Origin of the sequence: Kitasatospora sp. NPDC057015, from assembly GCF_042673745.1 — a bacterium.
Classification (GTDB): Bacteria; Actinomycetota; Actinomycetes; order Streptomycetales; family Streptomycetaceae; genus Kitasatospora.
In genome coordinates, this window is the sequence record NZ_JBHUSG010000001.1 from 110,642 (window position 1) to 131,809 (window position 21,168).

Here is a 21,168-nt window from a genome sequence, read left to right on the forward strand (position 1 = left end):
GAGCATCATGACAGCGACCACAGAGGCGGATCGGGAGAGTCCCCCGGCCGCCGCCCGGCGCGCGACCGGCTGGTACCGGCTGCGGGTGACCCGGGTGGAGCGGCTGACCGAGGACGCCGTGGCGATCTCCCTGGACGTGCCGCGTCCGCTGGCGGGGATCTTCGCCCACCGGGCCGGCCAGCACGTGACCGTCCGGCACGTCCTGGACGGGCGGGAGCTGCGCCGCAGCTACTCCGTCTGCCCGGCGCCGCGCGAGCCCGACCGGCTGCGGCTGGTGGTGAAGCGGCTGGGCCCCGGCGGCTTCGCGGAGTACGCGGTGACCCGGCTGGCCACCGGCCACGAGCTCGAACTCTCGCCGCCGGTCGGTGAGTTCCGCCTGGCCGAGCAGCCCGGAGCGCACCACGTGCTGATCGCCGGCGGCAGCGGGGTCACTCCGCTGCTGAGCATGGCGGTCGCGGCGCTGCGGGAGGACGAGCACTGCCGGGTCTCGCTGGTGCACGCCAACCGGGACTCGCGGTCCGCACTGCTGGCCGACGAGCTGGCCGACCTGAAGGACGCGTACCTGGGCCGGTTCTTCGCCCTGCACGTGCTCTCCCGGGAGGTCCGGGAGGCCGAGCTGCTCTCCGGCCGGGTCGACGCCGCGCGGCTGCCGAGACTGCTGACCCTGCTGGGCGCGGAGCCCGACGAGAGCCGGTGGTTCTACCTGTGCGGGCCCCGCGGGATGGTCGAGACGGTGCGCGACACCCTCCTCCAGCGGGGCGCCGACCCGGCCCGGATCCGCTTCGAGCTGTTCTCGGTCGACGGGGGCCGACCCGAGCCGGTGACCGGTGAGCGCCCCGCCGCGGCGCGCATCACCGCCCGGCTGGCCGGCCGCACCAGCGAGGCCGCCATGGCCCCCGGGGACCGCACGGTGCTGGACGCCGTCCTGCGGGCCCGCCCGGAGACCCCCTACTCCTGTCGCGACGGCCTGTGCGGCGCCTGCCGGGCCAGGGTGGTCGGCGGCGACGTCCTGATGGATCGCCAGTACGCGCTGGGCGAGCGGGAACTGGCCGCCCGGTACGTCCTGACCTGCCGGGCCCGACCCGCCTCGGCCGAGGTCGCGTTGGACTTCGACGCCTGAGCGGGTCGGCCCGGCCGGGGGCCCTGGGCCCGCTTCGCGGCGATCGCGGCGATCGCGGCCGGGCCGGGCCCGCCGAACGCCCCGGACCTCGATCCCGGGGACACCCACATCACACCGCACCTCCCACACCACACCTCCCACACACCGCGGGCAACGAAAGGGACCACCTCCATGAGCGGGCTTTCCGGTAGGACGGCACTGGTGACCGGCGGCAGCCGGGGGATCGGCCGCAGCATCGCGCGCAGGCTCGCCCGGGACGGCGCCCTGGTGGCCGTCCACTACGGCGGCAACGAGACCGCGGCCAAGGAGACCGTCGCGGGGATCGAGGCGGACGGCGGCCAGGCCTTCGCCCTCGGGGCCGAACTGGGCGTCCCCGGGGACGCCGCCGCGCTCTGGGCGGCGTTCGACGAGGGCCTGGAGCGCCGCGGCGCCGAGCCGGGCCTGGACATCCTGGTCAACAACGCCGGCATCACCCTCCCCCGGCAGATCGCCGACGTGACCGAGGAGGACTACGACCGGGTCTTCGCCGTCAACGTCCGGGCGCCGTTCTTCCTCATCCAGCAGGGCCTCGGGCGGCTGCGCGACGGCGGACGGATCATCAACATCTCCTCCGGCGCCACCCGGATCGCCTTCCCGCGGACGGTCGCCTACTCGATGACCAAGGGCGCGCTGGACACCCTCACCCTCACCCTCGCCCTGGCCCTCGGCCCGCGCGGGATCACCGTCAACACGGTGGCCCCCGGCATCGTCGACACCGAGATCAACCCGCACCTCAAGGATCCCCGCGTCCGCGCCGAGCTCGCGTCCTTCTCGGTCTTCGACCGGATCGGCCAGCCGTCGGACATCGCCGACGTGGTGGCCTTCGTGGCCGGCGACGACGCCCGCTGGATCACCGGCCAGTACCTGGACGCGACCGGCGGCGCCCACCTCGGCGTCTGACCCCTCCCGAGGAGAATCATGAACCAGACCGTGCCCGTCCCGCTCGACACCGACGACGACGACCCCACGACCGAGTTCGACGGCACCACGCCGTACGAGGACTACGTCCACGCCGCCGTGCTGACCTCGCTCCAACAGCCGCTCTCCACCGACCCGGCCGAGATGGCCTTCCTGGTCACCACCCAGGTGATGGAACTCTGGTTCACCCTGATCGTGCACGAGTGGGGCACCGCCCGGGACGCCCTGCTCAAGGACGACTACGACCGCGCGATGGACGCCCTGCGGCGCAGCCTCGACGCCCACCAGGCCCTCAACGACTCCTGGCGGCCCATCGCGGCCCTGACCCCGGCCCGGTTCAACAGCTTCCGCGCGGCGCTCGGCCCCGCGTCCGGCTTCCAGTCCGCGATGTACCGCCAGCTGGAGTTCCTGCTCGGCGACAAGTCCCGCTCGATGGTGCAGCCGCACCGCGCCCAACCGCGCGTGCACGCCGAGTTGGAGGAGCTGCTGACCCGCACCTCGCTCTACGACGAGGTGCTCGGCTACCTGCACCGCCGGGGCCTTCCGGTGCCCGAGCACGTCCTGCAGCGGGACGTGACCCAGGCCTACGAACCGGACGCCGAGGTGGAGGAGGCCTGGCGCCTGATCTACGCCGGTTCGCCCTACGACCCGCTGGTCGCCCTCGGGGAGGCCCTCACCGACGTCGCCGAGCTCGTCCTGCGCTGGCGCAGCGACCACCTGCTGGCCACCCGCCGGGCGATGGGCGCCAAGTCCGGCAGCGGCGGCTCCCCGGGCGTGGCCTGGCTGGAGAAGCGCGCCGCCCGTTCGGTGTTCCCAGAGATCTGGACGGCCCGCAGCCATGTCTGAGACCCCCCGGACGATCTCCGACTTCGCGGCGGCCGAGGAGCTGCGGGTCCTGAGCCTGAAGCCGGTGGCCGCGCCGGTGCACGGGCGGTACGGCGGCCACCCCAACCAGGTCTACGACCTCTGGCCCGCCGAGGACCCGGACGCACCGCTGGTCGTCCTGCTGCACGGCGGGTACTGGCGGTACGACCGGATGCACCTCACGCCGTTCGCCGCCCACCTCGCACGGCAGGGCTTCACCGTCGCGCTGCCCGGGTTCCGCCGGATGGGCGGGGCCGGCGGCTACCCCGCGACCTTCGACGACATCGCCCTCGCCCTCGCCACCGTCCCGCAGGGCCGGCCCTACGTCCTGGCCGGCCACTGCTCGGGCGGCCACCTCGCCCTGTGGGCCGGCGCGCGCGGGCTGCTGCCCGTCGACTCGCCGTGGTACACCACGCAGTTGCCGGACGCGATCCTGGCCCTCGCCCCGGTGGCCGACCTGGCCGGCGCGATCCGAGCCGGCCTCAGCAACGCCGCGGCCCTCGAACTGCTCGGCGGGCCGGGCCTGGTGGAGGCGAGACTGCCCCTGGTCGACCCGCTGACACTGCTGCGCGCCACGGGCACCACCGGCGTGCCGACCGTCGTCCTGCACGGGGCCGAGGACGAGGAGCTGCCGCCTGCGCAGTTCACCGACTACGCGGCCGTACACTCGGACGCCGAACTGGTCACCCTGCCGGGGACGGGTCACTACGTCCTCATCGAGCCGGGATCCGCGGCCTCCCGCTCGGTGGTCGACACCCTCGCCCGGCTGTCACGCCCACTGGCCGCCCGCACCGGGAGGACCCCGCAGTGACCACCGAGCCCGCAGTGACCACCAGACGCCCCGGCGACGAGCTCACGGAACGCGCCGGGGAGCTCGACCGCGCCGACCCGCTGGCCGGGCTGCGCAGCCGCTTCCTGCTCCCGGAGGGCGTCGTCTACCTGGACGGCAACTCCCTCGGGGCCCTCCCGGCCGCGGTGCCGCCCGCCCTGGCGGACGCCGTCCACCGGCAGTGGGGCGGCGACCTGATCCGCTCCTGGAACGACAACGGCTGGTGGCAGGCGCCGCTCCGGGTGGGGGACGCGATCGGCCGGCTGATCGGCGCGGCGGCCGGCCAGACCGTGGCGGGGGACTCCACCAGCGTCCAGCTGTTCAACGCGCTCACCGCCGCCACCCGGCTGCGGCCGGGCCGGCCACTGCTGCTGACGGATCCGGCGCACTTCCCCACCGACCAGTACGTGGCCGACTCGGTGGCGCGGCTCACCGGCCTGGAGGTGCACCGGCTCCCGCTCGCCGACCTGCCGGGGTTCCTGGCCGCCCGGGGCGATCAGGTGGCGGTCGCCGGCTACTCCCCCGTCGACTACCGCACCGGCGAGCTGTCCGACATGGCCGCGACCACCGACGCGGCGCGGCGCAGCGGGGCGCTGATGCTCTGGGACCTCTGCCACGCGGCCGGCGCGCTGCCCGTCCGACTGGACGCGCTGGGCGTCGACCTGGCCGTCGGCTGCGGCTACAAGTACCTCTCCGGCGGCCCGGGGGCGCCGGCCTACCTGTACGTCGCCCGGCGCCACCACGCGGACTTCGACCATCCGCTGACCGGCTGGAACGGGCACGCCGAACCCTTCGCCGCGAGCTCCGACTACACCCCCGCCGAGGGCGTCGGCCGGGCCCGGATCGGCACCCCGCCGATCCTGTCGATGCTCGCCCTGGAGGCCGCGCTGACCGCCTTCGACGGGGTGGACCTCGACGAGGTGCGCGCCAAGAGCCTGTCCCTCACCGGCTTCCTGCTCGACTGCGCCGACCGCGAGCTGGACGGCCTCGGATTCACCGCCGCCACCCCGCGCGAGCCGGCCCGGCGCGGCAGCCAGGTGGCCCTGCGGCACCCCGACGCCTACGCCCTGGTGCAGGCGCTGGCCGCACACGGCGTGATCGGGGACATGCGCGCACCGGACCTGCTGCGGTTCGGGGTCAACGCGCTCTACACCTCCCACGGGGACGTCCTGACGGCGGTGCGGCAGCTCCGCGCGGTGGTGCTGGCCGGGGAGCACCGGCAGGAGCGCTTCCGGCGCCGCGGCGAGGTCACCTGAGCGGGCCGGCAGTCGGGCCGACCACGGCCGCACGGTCCGTCGGTGGGAGGTCCGTCGGGGAGGCGGCGCAGCTCTCCGTGCTCCCGTGGCCGTCGGGCGGCGGCAAGCGGAGACTGGAGACGTCGGCAGGGCGGCCGGGTCGCCCCGCGCACCGCGGAGCCCGGGCGGTCGCCCCCGTCCGGAGGAGAGCGACATGTCCGGCCTCGTTCGCATGAGCCTCGACACACCCGAGGAGGTCCGCCCCTTCGTGGCGGACACCGGGAAGGTGGAGCTGGTCAACCTGGCGGCGGGCGCCGTCGGGCGCGGGACCTTCGAGCCCGGCTGGCGGTGGTCCGAGCACATCAAACCGCTCGCCGGCACCGACACCTGCCAGGCCTCGCACATGGGCTACGTGATCTCGGGCCGGATGAAGGTCGTGATGGACGACGGCCAGGAGGAGGAGTTCGGCCCCGGCGACTTCATGATCTGCGGGCCCGGCCACGACGCCTGGGTGCTCGGCGACACGGCCTGCGTCGTCATCGACTGGCAGGGCTTCGCGGACTACGCCAAGCGCTGACCCGAGCACGGGCGACCGCCGGCCGAACGGATGCGGTCACGGGATCGGCGTGCGTCGTCGGCGTACCGAAGGCCGGGCCCGGACCGCGCGATGAGGTCCGGGCCCGGCCTTCGGTACGCGCTTCGAACGGAGTCAGTTGTTTCCGCCGCTGCCGCCCAGGCCGTCGAGGACGGTCGAGAGGGAGAGCGAGCTGAGCAGGTCGCCCAGGACGTCGGCGTTGTAGGTGTTGGTGTTGCCGCAGATGTTCGACACGGGGGCCTGGTTGCCGCCTGCGCACACCACCGCGGGGATTCCGTCCGTGGCCCGGTGAGCGGCCGAGTCGGCGACGGCCCAGCCCCCGGAGGTGAGAAGGAGACCACCCGCAGCAGCCGCGACGACAGCGATTTTCTTGATCATTTTGCCTCTCCTGGTCGGTGCCTTGGCCCCATGCTGTGGGGCCGGGTCCGTCACCACCGCCAGGTGGGGCCGTCATCTCGCATATTTAAAGATGATTTCACTCCTTTTGCCCCAGGGCCGGACCGGGAGGGGATTCGTACCGTCAGGACGCCGTGGATCCGGGCAGGTTCAGGGTCCACGCCCGCTGCTCCGCGGTGTCCGGGACGGCCAGGCCGCGGGCCTCCTCCAGCCTGGCCCAGGCGGTGTCGGGATCGGTGCCCCGGAGGATGAGGAGCGCGGCGGCGAGCAGGGAGGAGCGCCCGATGCCCGCCCGGCAGTGGGTGACGACGTGCGCCCCCGCCCGCAGCTCCTCGGCGAGCGACCGCAGGATCGGCAGGACGGTCGCCGGATCGGGGACGGTGCGGTCGGGGATCGGTATCTCGACGAAGCGCAGGCCGGCGGCCGCGGCCGCCCGGGGTTCGTCGGTCAGGCCGAGCTCCTCCCGTTCGGCCCGGGTGAGCGCGCAGACCAGCACGTCGACGCCGTGCGCGCCCAGCGCGGTCATCTCGTCCTCCAGCCAGTCGCCGCCGCGCGGTTTGGCCATGGTGCTCAGCCGCCCGGGGCCGGGGACGTCGAGGGTGAAGAGGGTGGGGCGCATGCGAGCAGCCTTTCGATCGATGGTTTCCCGCGCGCGGCCGAGTGCCGGCGAGCAGGCGGACGGGCCCGCCCGGTTCCGCGCCGCGGCAGGCAGGGGCCGACCCGCCCCCGAGGGAACGAACCCGGCGGGGGACGACGACAGTGGAGAACGACGACGGCGGGGGTGAAGGAGGCGCGACCACGACCCGGCGGCACCTCGCAGCGGGCCGGGCGCGGCCGAGGTCATTCGATCCCGAGCGGGCCGATCCCCAGGTCGACACGCATTCGAGCGCGCAGCCGCCCCATCGCGGCGCGGCGTTGTGCGATCAGGAGTGCGGCCTCCTCGGAGTCGACGGCCACCCCCCGGGCGTAGGCGTCGCGGATCCGGCGCAGGCAACCGAAGGCCTCGTTCCCGGCCGTGACGACCTGCGGCGGCCCCACCAGCCAGAGCCGTTCGCTCGCCGTGTAGAGGCCCGTGCCGCGGAAGGCCTCCCGCACCGCCGTGTCCCGCGCCGATCCGGACATGTGGTCGCCCAGCGCGACGGCCCGCATCTCCTCACCGGCCGCCTTCAGCGCGGAGACGAACTCCGTGTACGCCTCGCGCCGGACCTCCAGCGCGTGCCGGGCCTCCTCGCGCCGCCACCGGTTGCGATCCGCGACCAGGGTGGCGGAGATGCCGATGACGGCACCGGCGAGCGTGGAGAGCAGGGGCATCCAGTCCATGCGCCGCAGTTTGGCCGAATCGACGCGCGGGCACCAGTGCCTTTTCGGCTACCCGTCCGACCGTACCGGCAAGCGAACGGTCGGACGGGGAAACGGACGAACCGGCCGCACCGGGCGGGGGTTCCGGGGCCGGGGCGACCACCCGCGTCCCGCCTGCGCACCGCGGTCGGATCCGGCCCGGCCGGGGTGTCAGCGACGGCCGAGGAGCCTGCCCAGCCAGCCGCCCGGGCGCGGGGCGTCCCGGTCGCAGGCGCAGCGGTCGGACCTGGGCACTCCGGCCAGCACCTGGTCCACGTGCAGGCCGCACCCGGCATGGGTGGGCTTGCCGCAGGCTCGGCAGGCGACACGTCGGCACATGGGGTCTTCCTCTCGACGGCCCGGCGGGCCTCGCCGCCAAGATACCCTAGGGGGTATCAAAGCGGACATGGGACCCGCCGGTGAGCTGCCCCACACCCCCGCCGCCGGGCCGTCGGAACGCCCGACGGCGGTCGGGAGCCGTCAGGACCGGGCCGGCAGACCTTCGCTGGTCAGGAAGTAGAAGACCGGCAGGGCGATGAAGACGACCAGGGCGAGCAGCGGCGAGAGCAGCATCCCGACCGCCCCTGCGAGGAGGTAGGCGACCGCGCCGCCCAGGGAGCGCAGCCGACCGTGGACCACGTAGGAGGATTCGACGTCCGGGTCGAGCAGCTCCGGATGCCGGTGCAGGTGCCCGTAGAACAGGATCCAGCTGCCGCACATGCCGGCCGCGATCACGGCGTAGAGGAGGACGGCCACCCGGGCGTCGGGGCCGGAGGCATCGCTCCGCAGGGCGTCCGACACCACCGCCGTGGGGAAGGCGAGGGCGCCGGTCGTGAAGAGCAGGAGGAGGTTGGCCGCGTGCAGCCCGCGGTCCATCGCGCGGATCCGCACGAAGGCCTGATGGTGGTTCAGCCAGATCACCGCCACGTAGCTGAAGGAGGCGAGATAGCCGAGGTAGACCGGCCACTGGCGGAGCAGGGCCCGACCGAGGCCACCGGGCTCGTGCGGCGGGTCGGTCAGGCCGAGCACCAGGATGGTCACCGCTATCGCGAGGACGCCGTCGCTGAAGGCCTCCGCCCGGGCGGTCTCCGAGCGGGTGAACCTGCGCCGGGGGGCGCGCACTTCGGACATGTCGATCTCCTCGGCCCTTTAGTTGAATCCTAAATTACACCAGGGTCGGACACCCCCACGCACCACCCCCGCAGGTGACCGGCGGCACCACCGTCGTGATCGGCACCGGATGTCGGCGGTCCCGCCGACCGGCGGCTCACCCGCCCGCCGGGCCCCGGCCCTCCCGGGGGGCGGCCGTCAGGTGGGCGAGCACGGCCAGCACGCGGCGGTTGTCGTCCTCCGAGGGGGCCAGGTCCAGCTTGCCGAAGATGCTGGTGCTGTGCTTGGAGACCGCCTTCTCGCTGACGAACAGCCGCTGCGCGATCGCACTGTTGGACCGCCCCTCGGCCATCAGTTCCAGCACCTGGCGCTCCCGTTCCGAGAGCCGGCCGAGGGGTTCGTGCTCGCCGCGACCGCGGCGGCCGAGCAGCTTGGTGACGACCTCCGGGTCCATCACCGTGCCGCCGGCGGCCACCGTGCGGATCACGTCCACGAACTGGTCGTCGCTGAACACCCGGTGCTTGAGCAGGTAGCCGACCCCGCCGGCCTGGTCGGCGAGCAGTTCCTGGGCGTAGATCTGCTCGACGTACTGCGAGAGCAGCAGGATCGGCAGCCCGGGGACCCGCTCCCGGGCCGCCAGCGCCGCGCGGAGCCCGTCGTCGGTGTTGGTGGGCGGCAGCCGGATGTCCACGATCGCGAGGTCGGGACGGAACTCCAGCAGCGCGCCGAGCAGGCCCGGCGCGCTGTCGACGGCCGCCGCGATCTCGAACCCGCGCGCCTTGAGGAGCCTGACCAGCCCCTCCCGGAGCAGGAACAGATCCTCCGCGACGACTACGCGCACGGCACCTCCAGGACCACGACCGTCGGCCCGCCGGGCGGGCTGCTGACCGCCAGAATGCCATCGAAGGCCGCCAACCGCCGCTCCACCCCCGCCAGTCCGGTGCCCGCGGCGGGATCCGCGCCGCCCACGCCGTCGTCGATCACCTCGATCCGCAGCAGTCCGTCCGCCCGGGCCATCCGCAGCCGCAGGCTCCGCGCCGAGGCGTGCCGGACGGCGTTGGTCACCAGCTCGGCCACGGCGAAGTAGCAGGCCGACTCCAGCGGCGCGGCCAGCCGCCCGGGCAGATCGATCTCGGTCTCGCAGGGCAGCGGCAGGTCGAGGGCCAGCGCCCGGACCGCCTCGCCCAGGCCGCGGTCGGCCAGCATCGGCGGGTAGATCCCCCGGACCAGGCCGCGCAGTTCCTCCAGCGCCGCCGCCGAGGCGACCCGGGCCTCCACGACCAGTGCGACGGCCTCCTGCGGACTGCTGACGATCATGTCCTCGGCGGTCCGCAGGTTCATCCCGATGGCGACCAGCCGCCCCTGCGCGCCGTCGTGCAGGTCGCGCTCGATCCGGCGCAGCTCCGAGGCAGCGGAGCTGACCGCCTCAGCCCGGGTCTCGGTCAACTCCCGTACCCGCCGGGCCAGCGCCGGGTCCAGCTCGCGCCCCAGCAGTCGCCTGGCGTCCGGCAGTACGGTCCGCGGCAGCAGCCACAGCCCGAGAGCGAGCAGCAACGCCCCCTGGATCCCTCCGAGTACGGCGACGTGATGGCCCAACTCCATCGGCAGCAGGGGCTCGTGACCACTCGGCGAGCCGAACGTCCGCACCTCCACCAGGCTCTGCCCGAACCCGCCCTGGGCGATGGAGTAGGCCCCGATCACCAGCAGCCCGAGGGCCGCCAAGTCCGCCGCGAGCCGCGGCCACCGCAGCAGCCCGGCCGTGACGGCCACCAGCAGGGCCAGACCCACCTGGTACTCCGTCACGGCCGGCCCGGTGCCGGGGCTCGGATGAGCGGCCGTCCACGGGTCGAGGCCGAGCAGGCTCCCGGCCATCACCACCACGGCCGGCAGCAGCAGGGCCCAGCGCGCGGACCGCCGCGCTCCCACCCCCGCCACCCGCCCGGGTCGACCGCTCGCCGCGCCGCCCAGGGCGAGCCCGGCGCAGGTGGCGAGCGCCAGGACGACCGCACCCCCCGGCAGGAGGCCCAGCCCGGGCCACGACGGCCCGTGCGTGGACGCGTTGAGCCACAGCAGCAGTTCACCGGTCACCACCGCGACCACCGGCAACACCCACCGCCTGGGCGCGCGCACCGACGGGAGCAGCACCGTGGCGAGCAGGCCCGCCAGCAGCAGTGCCGACGGCAGCGGCCCGTCCGGCGCCAGGTCCGGCACCGTCATGATGGCCGAGTAGCCGGGCGTGCCGGGGTTGCGCAGGTCGATCCCGGGGTTGTGCAGGTCGAGCAGCAGCACCGACCCGCTCGCGTACGCCGCCATGCCCAGCAGCCCGGCCACGACGGGCCAGCCGAAGGGCCGGGCCCGACCGGCCGGGCGGGCCGGGGCCCGCTCCGCCCTGACGGCCAGTACGCCGCAGAGCGCGGTCAACACCACGACCACGCCGGGGACCCAGGCCCCCGCGTGCATCGGAAACGGCCACATGTCCGGCCCTCGTCTCGTCCTGTGGCCGCGCGCTGCGGCCTCCGAGATCATGCTGCTGCCCGGGGCAGGGCGGCCGCCATGGGCCGGAACCCACCTCCGGGGTAGGCAAACACCTACCCCCCGCCGGCGGATCCCTGCCGCGCGCCCGACCGGCGGGAGGCAGCGGGCCGCGGCCGGGCCACGCCGGGGTTGCCAGCGGCCTACGGCCGCTCGAAGAACTGCAGCACGCCGCCGAACGAGAAGCACAGTGCCCCGGCGAAGGTTCCCCAGTTGGCGATGTCCACGTTCACCAGGCTGCCGGTCTCCGGGCGGGTGAACGCGGCCAGCGCCGCGACCAGGAAGAGCACCGAGCCGAGCTGGTTGACCATGACGATCCACCAGTCGAGGCTCCGCGACCGCCAGCACAGGCGGCCGTGGCAGACCTCGGCGATCGCCAGGTGCCCGGAGATCAGGAACAGCGCGCAGCCCACCATGTCGGGAGCCCAGATCAGCCGGTTCACCTGCTGGGTGCTGAGGCCGGTGAGGAAGGAGTCGAGCAGGTTGACGCCGAACACCAGCGTCCCGACGAACAGCACGAAGGTGCTCAGCCAGTCGATCCGCATCGGCTCGAAGCTCCACCAGCGCCACCGGGTCGCGACCAGCCGGTCGGCCCCGCTGCCCGGGCGCGGCGCGTTGACGGCCTGGAGCAGGGAGACGTAGCCGCCGGTGTTGAAGAAGAGCCCGCCGGCGAAGTAGACCGAGGCGCTCGTCCGCACGCCGACCGTGCCCAGCTGGGTGAGCGCGGCGCCGAGGGCGAACAGCGCGCCGCCCACCGTGAAGGCACCCGCGGCGATCGCGTTGAGCCGGCCCAGGCGCCGCAGCACCGCGGTGTCGTCGATCGCGGCGCGGTGCTCGGTGCCCCGTTCGGTGCGGATCCGCAGCGCCCCGCGCTTGCGGGCCAGGCGGGACTCCCAGATCGCCGCGCCGCCCCGGGCCGGGCGCCAGGTCAGCCTGCTGGTGAACGGTCCGGCGCCCTCGGCGCGCTCATCGGTTCGGCCCATCCGGTGAGCGTAACGCCGCAGGTGGGGCCGCGGGCGGCGGCGCGAGCCGTGTCCCGCGGGCGTGCTGGGAAGCGCAGGCACCGCGGCACGCCTCGGCCTGCGCCCTCCCGGGCCTGCCGTACCTCACGGGTCGCGGTCGCCGGTCGGGCTCAGGCGGCGCGGCCGGCCGCCGCGTACGCCTCGTCACGGACCGGATGCCGGGCGCCGGTCCGGGCCGCCCGCTCCGGCGCGTACTCGACGAGCAGGAGCGCCGAGTCGTCCTGCGCGTCGGCGCCGGTGTGGCGTCCGACGTCCGCGCGCAGCCGGCTCAGCGCCCGGCCGGGTACGGGGTCGGCGAGCGGGGCCCCGGCCCGGGCGAGGGCCGGGTAGAAACCGCCGGAGCGGTCGCGGGCCTCGGTGAGGCCGTCGGTGTGGAAGAGGATCCGCTCGCCGGGCTCCAGGGTGAGACGCAGCGGGGTCGGTACGCCCTGCGCGAGGTCGGACAGGCCCAGCGGCGGTGCCGGTACGGCGGGTTCGGCGAGTTCGAGGCCTCCGTCGGCGCGCACCAGGATGGGCGCCGGGTGGCCGCAGTTCAGCAGGGTGACGACACCGTCGTCGCGGATCTCGGCGAGGACGGCGGTCACGAACCGCTCGCCGTCGGTGCGCCGCGCCAGGGCGAGTTCGATGCGCTCCGCCACGGGTTCCAGGCGCTCGGCGTACGGCGCGGCCTCGCGAAAGGCGGCCAGCGCGACGCTGGCTCCCCGGACGGCCTCCAAGCCCTTGCCCTGCACGTCGGCGACGATGAGCCGTACCCCGCCGGGGACCGCCACCACCTCGTACAGGTCGCCGCCGATCCTGGCCGCCCGCGCCGCGGAGACGTAGGAGGCGGCCAGGTTGAGCGGGCCGATCCGGCCGGGCGGCTCGGCGAGCAGGACGTGCTGGACGGTGTCGGCGACGGCCCGCGCGTCGAGCAGGTCGTGTTCGGCCCGCCGGCGCCTGGCGCTGACGTAGCAGGCGGCGAGGGTGACGTAGAGGATCGCCGCGAGGGCGACGTAGATCCGGGTATGGCCGAACAGGCCCTCCACGGCCGCCGTGGCCAGGCAGAGAGCGGCGCCGAGCAGGCCGGTGAACAGGACCCGGCGCACCGTGCCGGAGGCGGCCGCGAGCGCGGGCCCCGCGGCGTAGACGGGAAACCCTCCCATGTCGACCCCGGCGATCCCCAGGTCCGCCACCGCCACGGACCCCATGGCGGCGACGGGCAGCCAGCGCTGCGCGTCCCGGAGGAAGGGCTTGAAGGACTTCATGGACAGCTCCCGTCGCGACGGCTCCGCTGCCCGGCCTGATGCGGACGGTGCCGCCGGTTCTGGGTCGCATCGCTGGGTACGGCCGCCTGCGCCCCGACCGGCTTCGGGCGTGTTCGCGGGGGCAGGCGGCCGTGACGGCCGGGTGTGCACCAGCCTAGGGTCCGGCCGCAGGCCCGGGCAGAGGCCTTCGGTGCCCGGCTTCGGGACTTCCGGCCCCTACCCGTCCACCCGGATCCGACACGGCGGGGTGACCGGCTCCGCCCGGGGGTCGGCCGACGCCGGACGACGGGCCTGCGCCGGACGACGGGCCGGCGCCGGGCCACGACCGGTCAGCGGCGGGACGCCCGGGGTCGGCGGATCTTCATGTCGTCCAGGCTCGTCGCGGCGCCGCGCAGCGGACCGTGCCCGATGCCGCGCTCGGCGAGGGCCGCGGCCGCCCGGTCGCAGGCCTCGACGACCGCCGCCGCGTCGTCGCGGTCGGCGGGCTGGCCGACCACGCAGCGGAAGCTGAAGGTGCTCAGCGAGCGGTCGTAGACGAGGGTGCCCTCGTCGGTGAAGGTCGCGTTGAGGATGTCGTGCTGGTCGGCGGCCTCGGCCAGTCGGGCGCGGCGGTCCTCGTCGAGTCCGGCGAAGACGCCGCGGACGATGACGCGGTAGGTGCGGTCGCTCATGGGTGCTGTCCCTCGGACGGTGAGTGGGGGGTGGTGGGCGCCGGCTCGTCCAGCAGCGCGGCCAGGCCGTCGAGGAGACGTTCGAGGCCGAAGGCGAAGCGGGCGTCCATGGACGGTTCGGTGAGCGCGCCGGCGAGGGCGACCACATGGGGGAATTCCGCCTCCGGCAGCCGGCGGAACTGGTCGCCGACGGCCGTGGCGACCTCGCGGCGACCGGCTCCCATGGCCTCGGAGGCCGACATCGGCGTCTGCTCCTGGAGGACGAAGCCGTGGACGTACAGCCCGAGCAGGTAGCTGGCCAGCGCCGCGTCGGCATCGGGGAAGCCGGCGTCGCGAAGCCGCCCGAGCTGGTCGTCCATCAGGCGCAGCATGTGCGGTCCGGGGGCCAGCCTGCCGGCGACGACCTTGGCGGCGTCCCGTTTGCCGAGCAGGTGTTGGCGGTGGCGTTCGCAGTACGAGCGCAGCTGGTCGCGCCAGGGCCCTTCGCGGGGCGGGGGTACGGCGTCGGCCATCAGGGCGTCGGTGAGCAGGTCCAGCAGCTGTTCCTTGTTGCGGACGTGCCAGTAGAGCGAGGCCGCCTTGACCCCGAGTTCGGCGCCGACCTTGCGCATCGACAGTCCGTCGATGCCCTCGCGTTCCAGCACCCGCAGGGCGGCCTGGGCGATCGTCTCCGGCGTCAGGCCCGGGTGCGGGGTCACGTCCGCGCCCGGGGGCTCCGGGGGCGGCCCCGGCTGCCGGGGTCCGTCCGTACCGTCGTCTGCCACCGGCCACCTCCGTGTCGGGAAATCCCACTTGCCATCTAACACCGTTAGGGGCAGTCTATCCCCGCCGGACAACCGACTAACACCGTTAGGGACCGTGATGGAGGATTCGACCCCCCGGCGCAAGAGGCTGGTACTCGCCACCCTGTGCGCCACCATGTTCATGGCGATGCTCGACAACGTCGTCGTCAACAACGCCCTGCCCCGGATCGGGCGGCAGCTGCACGCCGACGTGGGCGCGCTGCAGTGGGTCGTCGAGGGCTACAGCCTGGTCTACGCCGCGCTGCTGCTCACCGGCGGCACGCTCGGGGACCGCTACGGCCGCCGCCGGATCTTCCTCACCGGGCTGGCGCTGTTCACCGCAGGCTCGGCGGCGGCCGGCCTGTCCTGGTCGACGGGCCTGCTGGTCGCCGCCCGGATGCTGCAGGGCGTCGGCGCGGCACTGCTCACACCGGGCAGCCTGTCGATCCTGCGCAACGTCTTCCCCGACGAGCGCGAGCGGGCCCGGGCGGTCGGCCTCTGGTCCGGGGTCTCCGCGCTCGGCCTGGCGGTCGGCCCGGTGGTGGGCGGCCCCCTGGTGGAGGCCTTCGGCTGGGCCTCGGTGTTCTGGATCAACGTCCCGATCGGGGTGGCCGGGCTGCTGCTCGCGGCCCGGACGCTCCCCGAGTTCAGCACCGGGGTGCGGCGGCTCGACCCGGCCGGGCAGGCACTGTCCGCACTCGGCCTGGCCGCCCTCGTCTACGCCCTGATCGAGGGGCCGGCCCGCGGCTGGACCGACCCCGGCGTGCTGGCCTGCGGATCGGCGGCGGCCGTGCTGCTGCCGCTCTTCGTCCTGGTGGAGCTACGCGTCACCGACCCCATGCTCGACGTGCGGTTCTTCCGGGATCCGGCCCTCGGTGCCGCCGCCGTGAGCGGCTTCATGGTCTCCTTCGGCATGTTCGGCGTGGCCTTCTTCCTCCCCCTGCTGATGCAGGACGTGATGGGCTGGGCCCCCTCGGACGCGGGGCTCGCGGGCCTGCCGATGACCGCGATGATCGTGCTGGCCGCGCCGCTGGCCGGGGCCCTCACCGCCCGCCGCGGGCCCCGGCTGCCGCTGGTCGCCGGCCTGGCCCTGTGCGGCGCCTCGCTGGCCGGGCTCTCGCTCTACGACGGCCACGCCCGCTACCCGCACTACCTCTGGGTGCTCCTGGCGATGGGGCTCGGCATGGGGATGACCTTCACCCCGGTGTCCATCACCGTCATGCGGCGGGTCGACCCCGCCCGGGCCGGCGCCGCCTCGGCGATCGTCAACACGCTGCGCGAGCTGGGCGGGGTGGTGGGGGTGGTGGTGCTCGGCGCGGTGCTCACCAGCCGGCTGAACAGCTCGCTGGCAGGTGCGCTCGACCGGCTCGGCGTTCCGCCGGAGGGCCGCCACCTGCCGACCGGCGCCGCCCCCGTCCCCGGCCTGGTGGGCGGCGACGGCCCGGGCGGTGCGCTGCGCGACGCCGTGGACACGGCCTTCACCGAGGGGCTCCACCTGGCGCTGCGCTGCGGGGGCGCCGCCCTGGCGGCCACGGCCGTGCTGGTCGCGGTGCTGCTGCGGCCCGCGCTCACCCGGGAGCCGGACGCGGCGCCGGACCTGAGCACCGGGACCACCGGGACCACCGGAACCACCGGAACCACCGCGATCATGGGGACCGAAGCCCGGACGGAGGCCGGCGCCGGCGCCGGGCCGGGGCCGATAGGACGATGAACGCCGACCCGGGCCCCGCGGTCTCCCCTCCGGGCCCGGAACGGCGTACGGTCGGACGATCCGACAGAGGGGACCGTCCGATGGCCGGGGAGAACGGCGGCTGGACCAGGGCCGACCGCGAGGTGCTGCACGAGGGCCCGTTCATCCGGCTGGTCCGCGACACCGTGACCGGGCCGGCCGCGCCGGCCTTCGGCTACGAGCACGTCGAGGTCGCCGACAGCGTGCGCGTCCTCGCACTCGACCACGAGCAGCGGGTCATGGTGGTGGAGGACGAGTTCTACCTGACGGGACGCCGGATGCCGCACCTGCCCGGCGGCGGGGTCGAGCCCGGCGAGGAACCGTCGGCGGGCGCGGCCCGGGAGCTGGAGGAGGAGACCGGCGTCCGGGCCCGCCACTGGCGGCGGCTCGGGCTGATCCACCCGCTGCCCGCCAGCAGCGCCGCCGCCACCCACCTCTTCCTCGCCACCGACCTGGAGCCCGGGGTGATGGCCCGCGACGACACCGAGGGCGCCATGACCGTGCACCGCTACGCGCTCTCCGAGGTCGTCGCCATGGTCCTCTCCGGCGCCATCACCGAGGCGGGCAGCGTCACCGCGATCCTGCTCGCCGCCCGCGCGGGGGACCTGTCCTGACACCGCGCCGGGCCACCGGCCGTACCCCCTACGGCCGGCCCGGGCGGAGGGGGCCTGACGGAGGGACGACCCGGACGGAAACCGGCCCCGAGGGTGATCAGCCGCACTGACGCCCCGTCGCCCGCCGTGGCATGATCGACCACGGCCACGACCAATCCCTGGCTGGCCGCCCCCCCGAGCGGCGACTCGACCGGCGGCGCGCTCGTCGTCGTGGCGGCCGAGCGGATCGTGTACACCGAGCACTGGCTGCGCCGCGACGGCTACGCACCACGTCAGTTCCGGCGCAGGACCGAGCAGCCCGCCGCCACGCGGTCCCGGCCGACCGACCGAGCGCAGTCGGTCCAGGCCCGGGCGGCCGGCAGCCGATCCCGGAGCTCCGCCCACCCGCCCGGACGTGTTCCGGGCGGACACGCCACCGCCGCGGACACCCCGCCTTCCGCGACCGCGCCGCGGAGCGGGCAGCACGGCCGGCCGGCATCGCGCCGCCGCCCCTCCGGGGTCGCCGACGAGTCGAGCGGCCGGCCGCGTAGGGTGGGCGGCTGACCGGGTACGGAGGAGGACGGCGATGGACCTCGCGGAGCGGCTCGCCGGGCAGGAACAGGCGCTGGACGAGCTGCTGGACGCTCTCGGCCTGCCCTGGCAGGAGGAGCAGGCCGACGAGCGGGTGGCACTGCTCGCCGAACGGCAGCCGCACTACCCCCGGTACCACCGGATCGGACACAAGCGGCAGCTGGCGTACCGGGCGCTGGAGGCCGACCGGGCGCTGGCCGCGCGCCACTACGAGCGGGTGCTGGCAGCGCTGCTGCGGGACGACGACCCGAGTTCACCGCGCTGGCTCGCCACCGCCCTGGTCGCGGCGGTCGGCCGCCGCCGGGTGCTGACCGACCTCGTACGGGCCGTGGAGGACGGCACGCCCGGTGAGCGGCACTGCGCGGCCGGCGCCTGGCGCTGGGCCGAGCCGCCGCTGCGCTACGCGAGCGACGCCGCGCGGCGCGAGGGCCGCGCCACGGCCTCCAGTCTCGCGGAGCGGGACTCCCTGGCGGAGCTGACCGCCCGCTTCCGGGCCGCGGCCGGCTGAGCGGCACCCCGGCCCCGACCTCCTGACCTACGGGTGACCGTACGAGGAGCGACCGCGGTCGGGCTCACACCCTGAGGACGATCTTTCCGTGGGTCCGGCCCGCCTCGCTCTCCCGATGCACGAGCGGGAGATCCGCCAACGGCCGCACCTCGACGGCGTCGAGCGCGAGCCGGCCGGCGTCGACGAGCCCGACGATCGCGGTCAGCTGTGCGACGTCGTTGCGAGCGATCACGTGGACGGCGCCGACCGACCCGTCGGCGGGCGGCTCGACGGGTGTGGCGATCGAGACCACGACACCGCCCGGCCGGACCAGACGCACCAGGCCGGCCGCCGACTCAGGGGTGATCGCGGCGAGGTTGACCACCGCGTCCACCGGGCCGCCGAGAGCGTCACCCAGGGGTGTGGTCGTGTAGTCGACGATCAGGTCGGCGCCGTGGGCGCGCACCGCCGCGCGGCTCCGGCCACTGGCCGTGGCGACGACCGTCGCGCCCACGTGCTTGGCGAGTTGGACGGCGAAGAGACCCACTCCCCCGCCGGCACCGTTGACGAACACACGCTGCCCCGCGGTCACCCGGGCGTGGTCGAACAGGGCCTGCCAGGCCGTCAGCCCGGCGACCGGGATCGCGGCGGCGACCGCCGGGTCGACCGAGGCGGGGGCCTTCGCGAGGACGCCCACCGGGGCCGCGACGTACTCGGCTGCCGCCCCGCCCCCGTCCAGGCGCCCGAGGACGCGGTCACCGACGGCGAACCCCCGGACGTCACCGCCGACCTCCACCACGGTGCCGGAGACGTCCCAGCCCAGGGTGTACGGGAGCGGCACCGCCAGCACGTCGCGCAGCCTTCCGGCCCGGAGCGCCGTCTCCGAGGGGTTGAAGGAGGTCGCGGCCACCCGGACGAGCACCTCCCCCGGTCCGGGCACCGGGCGCGGGACCACCTCGCTGCGGATGACGTCGACCGGTCCGTACCCGTGGATGCGGACGGCCGTCATGGGGGCGCGAAGGGCTTCCGCCGTCACGGGGGCGCGATAGGCGTCCGCGTGGTCGGTGACCCAGCGGCGGAAGGTGCGCGCGGGCGCCCCGGTGACCCGCTCCACGGTGTCCGTGGGCGGCAGGGGATCGGTGACCGCCCCGGCCTGCGCCCGGAGGACGCCGTCCACGGCCTCGGCCGGCCAGCCACGGGCGGACATCCGCTGCCGGGCCTCCCCCACCGTGGCTTCCTCCCAGCGCACCGGGCGGCCGATCACCTCGCCGATGATGCGGGCCTGCTCGGCCCGGGTCAGCGACTCGGGCCCGGTCAGTTCGTGGATCGCACCGGCGTGCCCCTCGCCGAGGAGCGCACGCACGGCGACCGCCGCGATGTCCCCTTCGTGCACCACGGGCGCGGCCGCCGCGCCGTACGGCTCGCGCACGACCGCGCCGGAGCGGATCCCCTCCGCCCAGCTCAGAGCGTTGGCCGCGAAGGCGTGCGGCCGCAGGACCGTCCACTCCAGCCCGGACCGGGCGATCAGCCGCTCGGCCCGCCGCTCGTGGTCGCGCACGGCCGCGGAGGACAGGTAGACCAGGCGGCGCGCCCGCCCGGCGACGGCCGCCAGGACTTCGGTCAGACCCTCCACGCCGGCGAACGGCCAGACCAGGAACACCCCGTCGACCCCGTCCAACGCCGTCGGCACGGTGCCCGGGTCCGACAGATCGCCGCGCACCACCTCGACGCCGTCCGGCAGGGCGGCCGTGGCGGGGTCGCGGGCGAGCGCACGAACCGCGCTCCCCGCCTCCAGCAGCTGCGCCACCACCAGCCGACCGACCGCACCGGTCGCGCCGGTGACCAGGACCTTGCGATGCCCCGACATGAGAACCCCTCTCCCCGGGCCCGCCGCGGTGTGACCATCACCCGTGGCCGGCCGCCTCGTTGATGTCCAACCCTAGGAAGGGCCGACGAGACGTTCCATGCGTGAAGGGCTCCGGATCATGCGTCATCGTCTCTCTGACGGCCCGTAGACTCCCGCCGTGGATGTGCTCAGCGACGTGATCGCCCTCATGCGCGCCGGACGCCCCCGCTCCGCCCGCGTCCACTGGCACGGGGTGTGGGGGCAGCGGTTCCCGGCGGCCCTCGGGTCGGCGGGGTTCCAGGTGGTCCTCCAGGGGGCCTGCTGGCTCCTCCCGCCGGAGGGCGGGCCCGTCCAGCTCGGCACCGGCGACGTGGTGTTCCTCCCCCACGGGCACGGCTACGCCCTCGCCGACAGTCCCACCACCCCGGCCGCGGAGCCCGCCTGCGACCCGCTGGAGGAGGCCGGACTCCACAGCTCGGCGGCGGTCGGCGACCCCCTGCAACGCGCCACCACCGTGACCCTCTGCGGCGGGTACCGGCTCGACTCCGGCCGGGCCCATCCACTCCTCGACGACCTCCCCGACGTGATCCACCTGCCGGCCCGCGTCGGACACCGCACGGAGCTGCGCGCGGCCGTCGACCTGCTCGGCGCCGAACTGGACAGCCCCCGGCTCGGCACGGACACCGTCGTCCCGGCCCTGCTGGACATGCTGCTGCTCTACATCCTGCGCGCCTGGTTCGACGGACGACCGGAGCAAGGCCCGGCCACCGGTTGGGCGGCAGCCGTGGCGGATCCGGCGATCGGCGCGGCACTGGACGGCATCCACCGCACCCCCGCGCACCCGTGGTCGGTCGAGACGCTCGGCAGGCGGGCCGGACTCTCCCGGGCCGCCTTCTCCAGGCGCTTCACCACCCTGACCGGACGGTCACCCGGGGCCTACCTGACGTGGTGGCGCCTGACCACCGCGGCGCGACTGCTCACCGAGTCCGACGCGCCGCTCAGCGAGGTCGCCCACCGGGTCGGCTACACCTCCGAGTTCGCCTTCGCCCACGCCTTCAAGCGGGAGTACGGCGCCGCCCCCGGCCACTACCGTCGGACGGCTCGCGCACTCCCCGGGGCGAGCGACCCACCGGAGCCGCCCCGCCCCGCGCGGCCGGCGCAGTAGCGCTGCCGGCGGCGCAGGGGCCTCGCTCCTGGCCGGCGAGGGGACTGCACGCGATCCGGGCG

Annotated in this window: 22 protein-coding genes and 1 pseudogene; 11 read left to right on the top strand and 12 right to left on the bottom strand. The window is 75.1% G+C overall.

Annotated elements, in window-relative coordinates:
• The first annotated feature begins 7 nt into the window (after positions 1-7).
• The 6 genes from ACFTWP_RS00430 (at position 8) to ACFTWP_RS00455 (ending at position 5,582) form a co-directional block, all read left to right on the top strand.
• Positions 8-1,120, top strand: coding sequence for a 2Fe-2S iron-sulfur cluster-binding protein (locus ACFTWP_RS00430; RefSeq protein WP_380261018.1), 1,113 nt, complete (start codon positions 8-10; stop codon positions 1,118-1,120).
• 171 nt (positions 1,121-1,291) lie between these two features.
• Positions 1,292-2,059 (top strand): SDR family oxidoreductase, encoded by a 768-nt coding sequence (locus tag ACFTWP_RS00435; RefSeq protein ID WP_380261020.1) that lies wholly within the window; start codon positions 1,292-1,294, stop codon positions 2,057-2,059.
• A gap of 18 nt (positions 2,060-2,077) precedes the next feature.
• Positions 2,078-2,923 carry a tryptophan 2,3-dioxygenase gene (locus ACFTWP_RS00440; protein WP_380261022.1) on the top strand — a complete coding sequence of 282 codons (846 nt, stop codon included), beginning with the start codon at positions 2,078-2,080 and terminating at the stop codon, positions 2,921-2,923.
• Complete coding sequence (locus ACFTWP_RS00445) at positions 2,916-3,752, top strand: alpha/beta hydrolase family protein (protein ID WP_380261024.1); 837 nt, start codon at positions 2,916-2,918, stop codon at positions 3,750-3,752. The genes ACFTWP_RS00440 and ACFTWP_RS00445 overlap by 8 nt, the downstream gene beginning before the upstream one ends.
• The gene (gene kynU, locus ACFTWP_RS00450) at positions 3,749-5,026 is read left to right on the top strand and encodes a kynureninase (protein ID WP_380261026.1); all 1,278 of its coding nucleotides are present in this window, start codon (positions 3,749-3,751) and stop codon (positions 5,024-5,026) included. Before ACFTWP_RS00445 ends, kynU begins: the two co-directional genes overlap by 4 nt.
• Positions 5,027-5,219: 193 nt before the next feature.
• Entirely contained in the window at positions 5,220-5,582 is a 363-nt protein-coding gene (locus ACFTWP_RS00455) for a cupin domain-containing protein (protein WP_380261028.1), read from the top strand.
• Positions 5,583-5,714: 132 nt separating this feature from the next.
• Here the strand turns inward: ACFTWP_RS00455 and ACFTWP_RS00460 are convergent, their stop codons facing one another.
• The 11 genes from ACFTWP_RS00460 to ACFTWP_RS00510 all read right to left on the bottom strand — a co-directional run bounded on the left by ACFTWP_RS00460 (position 5,715) and on the right by ACFTWP_RS00510 (position 14,677).
• The gene (locus ACFTWP_RS00460; RefSeq protein ID WP_380261030.1) at positions 5,715-5,978 is read right to left on the bottom strand and encodes a chaplin; all 264 of its coding nucleotides are present in this window, start codon (positions 5,976-5,978) and stop codon (positions 5,715-5,717) included.
• 142 nt (positions 5,979-6,120) lie between these two features.
• Entirely contained in the window at positions 6,121-6,615 is a 495-nt protein-coding gene (locus ACFTWP_RS00465) for a tyrosine protein phosphatase (protein WP_380261032.1), read from the bottom strand.
• A 221-nt stretch (positions 6,616-6,836) separates the two neighbouring features.
• Positions 6,837-7,316, bottom strand: a complete 480-nt coding sequence (locus ACFTWP_RS00470; RefSeq protein WP_380261034.1) for a hypothetical protein — start codon at positions 7,314-7,316, stop codon at positions 6,837-6,839.
• A gap of 189 nt (positions 7,317-7,505) precedes the next feature.
• A complete protein-coding gene (locus tag ACFTWP_RS00475; protein ID WP_380261036.1) occupies positions 7,506-7,673 on the bottom strand; it encodes a hypothetical protein in 168 nt (55 codons plus the stop codon).
• 141 nt (positions 7,674-7,814) lie between these two features.
• Positions 7,815-8,465 (bottom strand): TMEM175 family protein, encoded by a 651-nt coding sequence (locus ACFTWP_RS00480; protein WP_380261038.1) that lies wholly within the window; start codon positions 8,463-8,465, stop codon positions 7,815-7,817.
• Between the two features lie 136 nt (positions 8,466-8,601).
• Positions 8,602-9,285 (bottom strand): LuxR C-terminal-related transcriptional regulator, encoded by a 684-nt coding sequence (locus tag ACFTWP_RS00485; RefSeq protein WP_380261040.1) that lies wholly within the window; start codon positions 9,283-9,285, stop codon positions 8,602-8,604.
• On the bottom strand, positions 9,276-10,919 hold the full coding sequence (locus ACFTWP_RS00490) for a sensor histidine kinase (protein WP_380261042.1): 1,644 nt from the start codon (positions 10,917-10,919) through the stop codon (positions 9,276-9,278). The genes ACFTWP_RS00485 and ACFTWP_RS00490 overlap by 10 nt, the downstream gene beginning before the upstream one ends.
• Before the next feature lie 200 nt (positions 10,920-11,119).
• Positions 11,120-11,959, bottom strand: a complete 840-nt coding sequence (locus ACFTWP_RS00495) for a hypothetical protein (RefSeq protein ID WP_380261044.1) — start codon at positions 11,957-11,959, stop codon at positions 11,120-11,122.
• Between the two features lie 149 nt (positions 11,960-12,108).
• On the bottom strand, positions 12,109-13,242 hold the full coding sequence (locus ACFTWP_RS00500) for a PP2C family protein-serine/threonine phosphatase (RefSeq protein ID WP_380261046.1): 1,134 nt from the start codon (positions 13,240-13,242) through the stop codon (positions 12,109-12,111).
• Positions 13,243-13,571: 329 nt separating this feature from the next.
• Complete coding sequence (locus tag ACFTWP_RS00505; RefSeq protein ID WP_380261048.1) at positions 13,572-13,913, bottom strand: DUF6204 family protein; 342 nt, start codon at positions 13,911-13,913, stop codon at positions 13,572-13,574.
• Complete coding sequence (locus ACFTWP_RS00510; RefSeq protein WP_380261050.1) at positions 13,910-14,677, bottom strand: TetR/AcrR family transcriptional regulator C-terminal domain-containing protein; 768 nt, start codon at positions 14,675-14,677, stop codon at positions 13,910-13,912. Before ACFTWP_RS00510 ends, ACFTWP_RS00505 begins: the two co-directional genes overlap by 4 nt.
• Before the next feature lie 97 nt (positions 14,678-14,774).
• Here ACFTWP_RS00510 and ACFTWP_RS00515 point away from each other — a divergent pair, with 97 nt between their 5' ends.
• From ACFTWP_RS00515 to ACFTWP_RS00530, 4 genes and pseudogenes are all read left to right on the top strand, one after another.
• Positions 14,775-16,406: an MFS transporter gene (locus ACFTWP_RS00515; protein ID WP_380261052.1), complete on the top strand. Its 1,632-nt coding sequence runs from the start codon at positions 14,775-14,777 to the stop codon at positions 16,404-16,406.
• 80 nt (positions 16,407-16,486) lie between these two features.
• Positions 16,487-17,038, top strand: a complete 552-nt coding sequence (locus ACFTWP_RS00520) for an NUDIX domain-containing protein (protein ID WP_380261054.1) — start codon at positions 16,487-16,489, stop codon at positions 17,036-17,038.
• 195 nt (positions 17,039-17,233) lie between these two features.
• Positions 17,234-17,329, top strand: a pseudogene (locus ACFTWP_RS00525) (pyridoxamine 5'-phosphate oxidase family protein); the annotation flags it as partial.
• Between the two features lie 274 nt (positions 17,330-17,603).
• A complete protein-coding gene (locus ACFTWP_RS00530) occupies positions 17,604-18,116 on the top strand; it encodes a hypothetical protein (protein ID WP_380261056.1) in 513 nt (170 codons plus the stop codon).
• Positions 18,117-18,180: 64 nt separating this feature from the next.
• Here the strand turns inward: ACFTWP_RS00530 and ACFTWP_RS00535 are convergent, their stop codons facing one another.
• Positions 18,181-19,962, bottom strand: a complete 1,782-nt coding sequence (locus ACFTWP_RS00535) for an NAD(P)H-binding protein (protein WP_380261058.1) — start codon at positions 19,960-19,962, stop codon at positions 18,181-18,183.
• Positions 19,963-20,119: 157 nt separating this feature from the next.
• On the opposite strand from ACFTWP_RS00535, the gene ACFTWP_RS00540 reads away from it, so the two are divergent.
• Positions 20,120-21,106, top strand: a complete 987-nt coding sequence (locus ACFTWP_RS00540) for an AraC family transcriptional regulator (protein WP_380261060.1) — start codon at positions 20,120-20,122, stop codon at positions 21,104-21,106.
• The last annotated feature ends 62 nt before the right edge of the window (positions 21,107-21,168 follow it).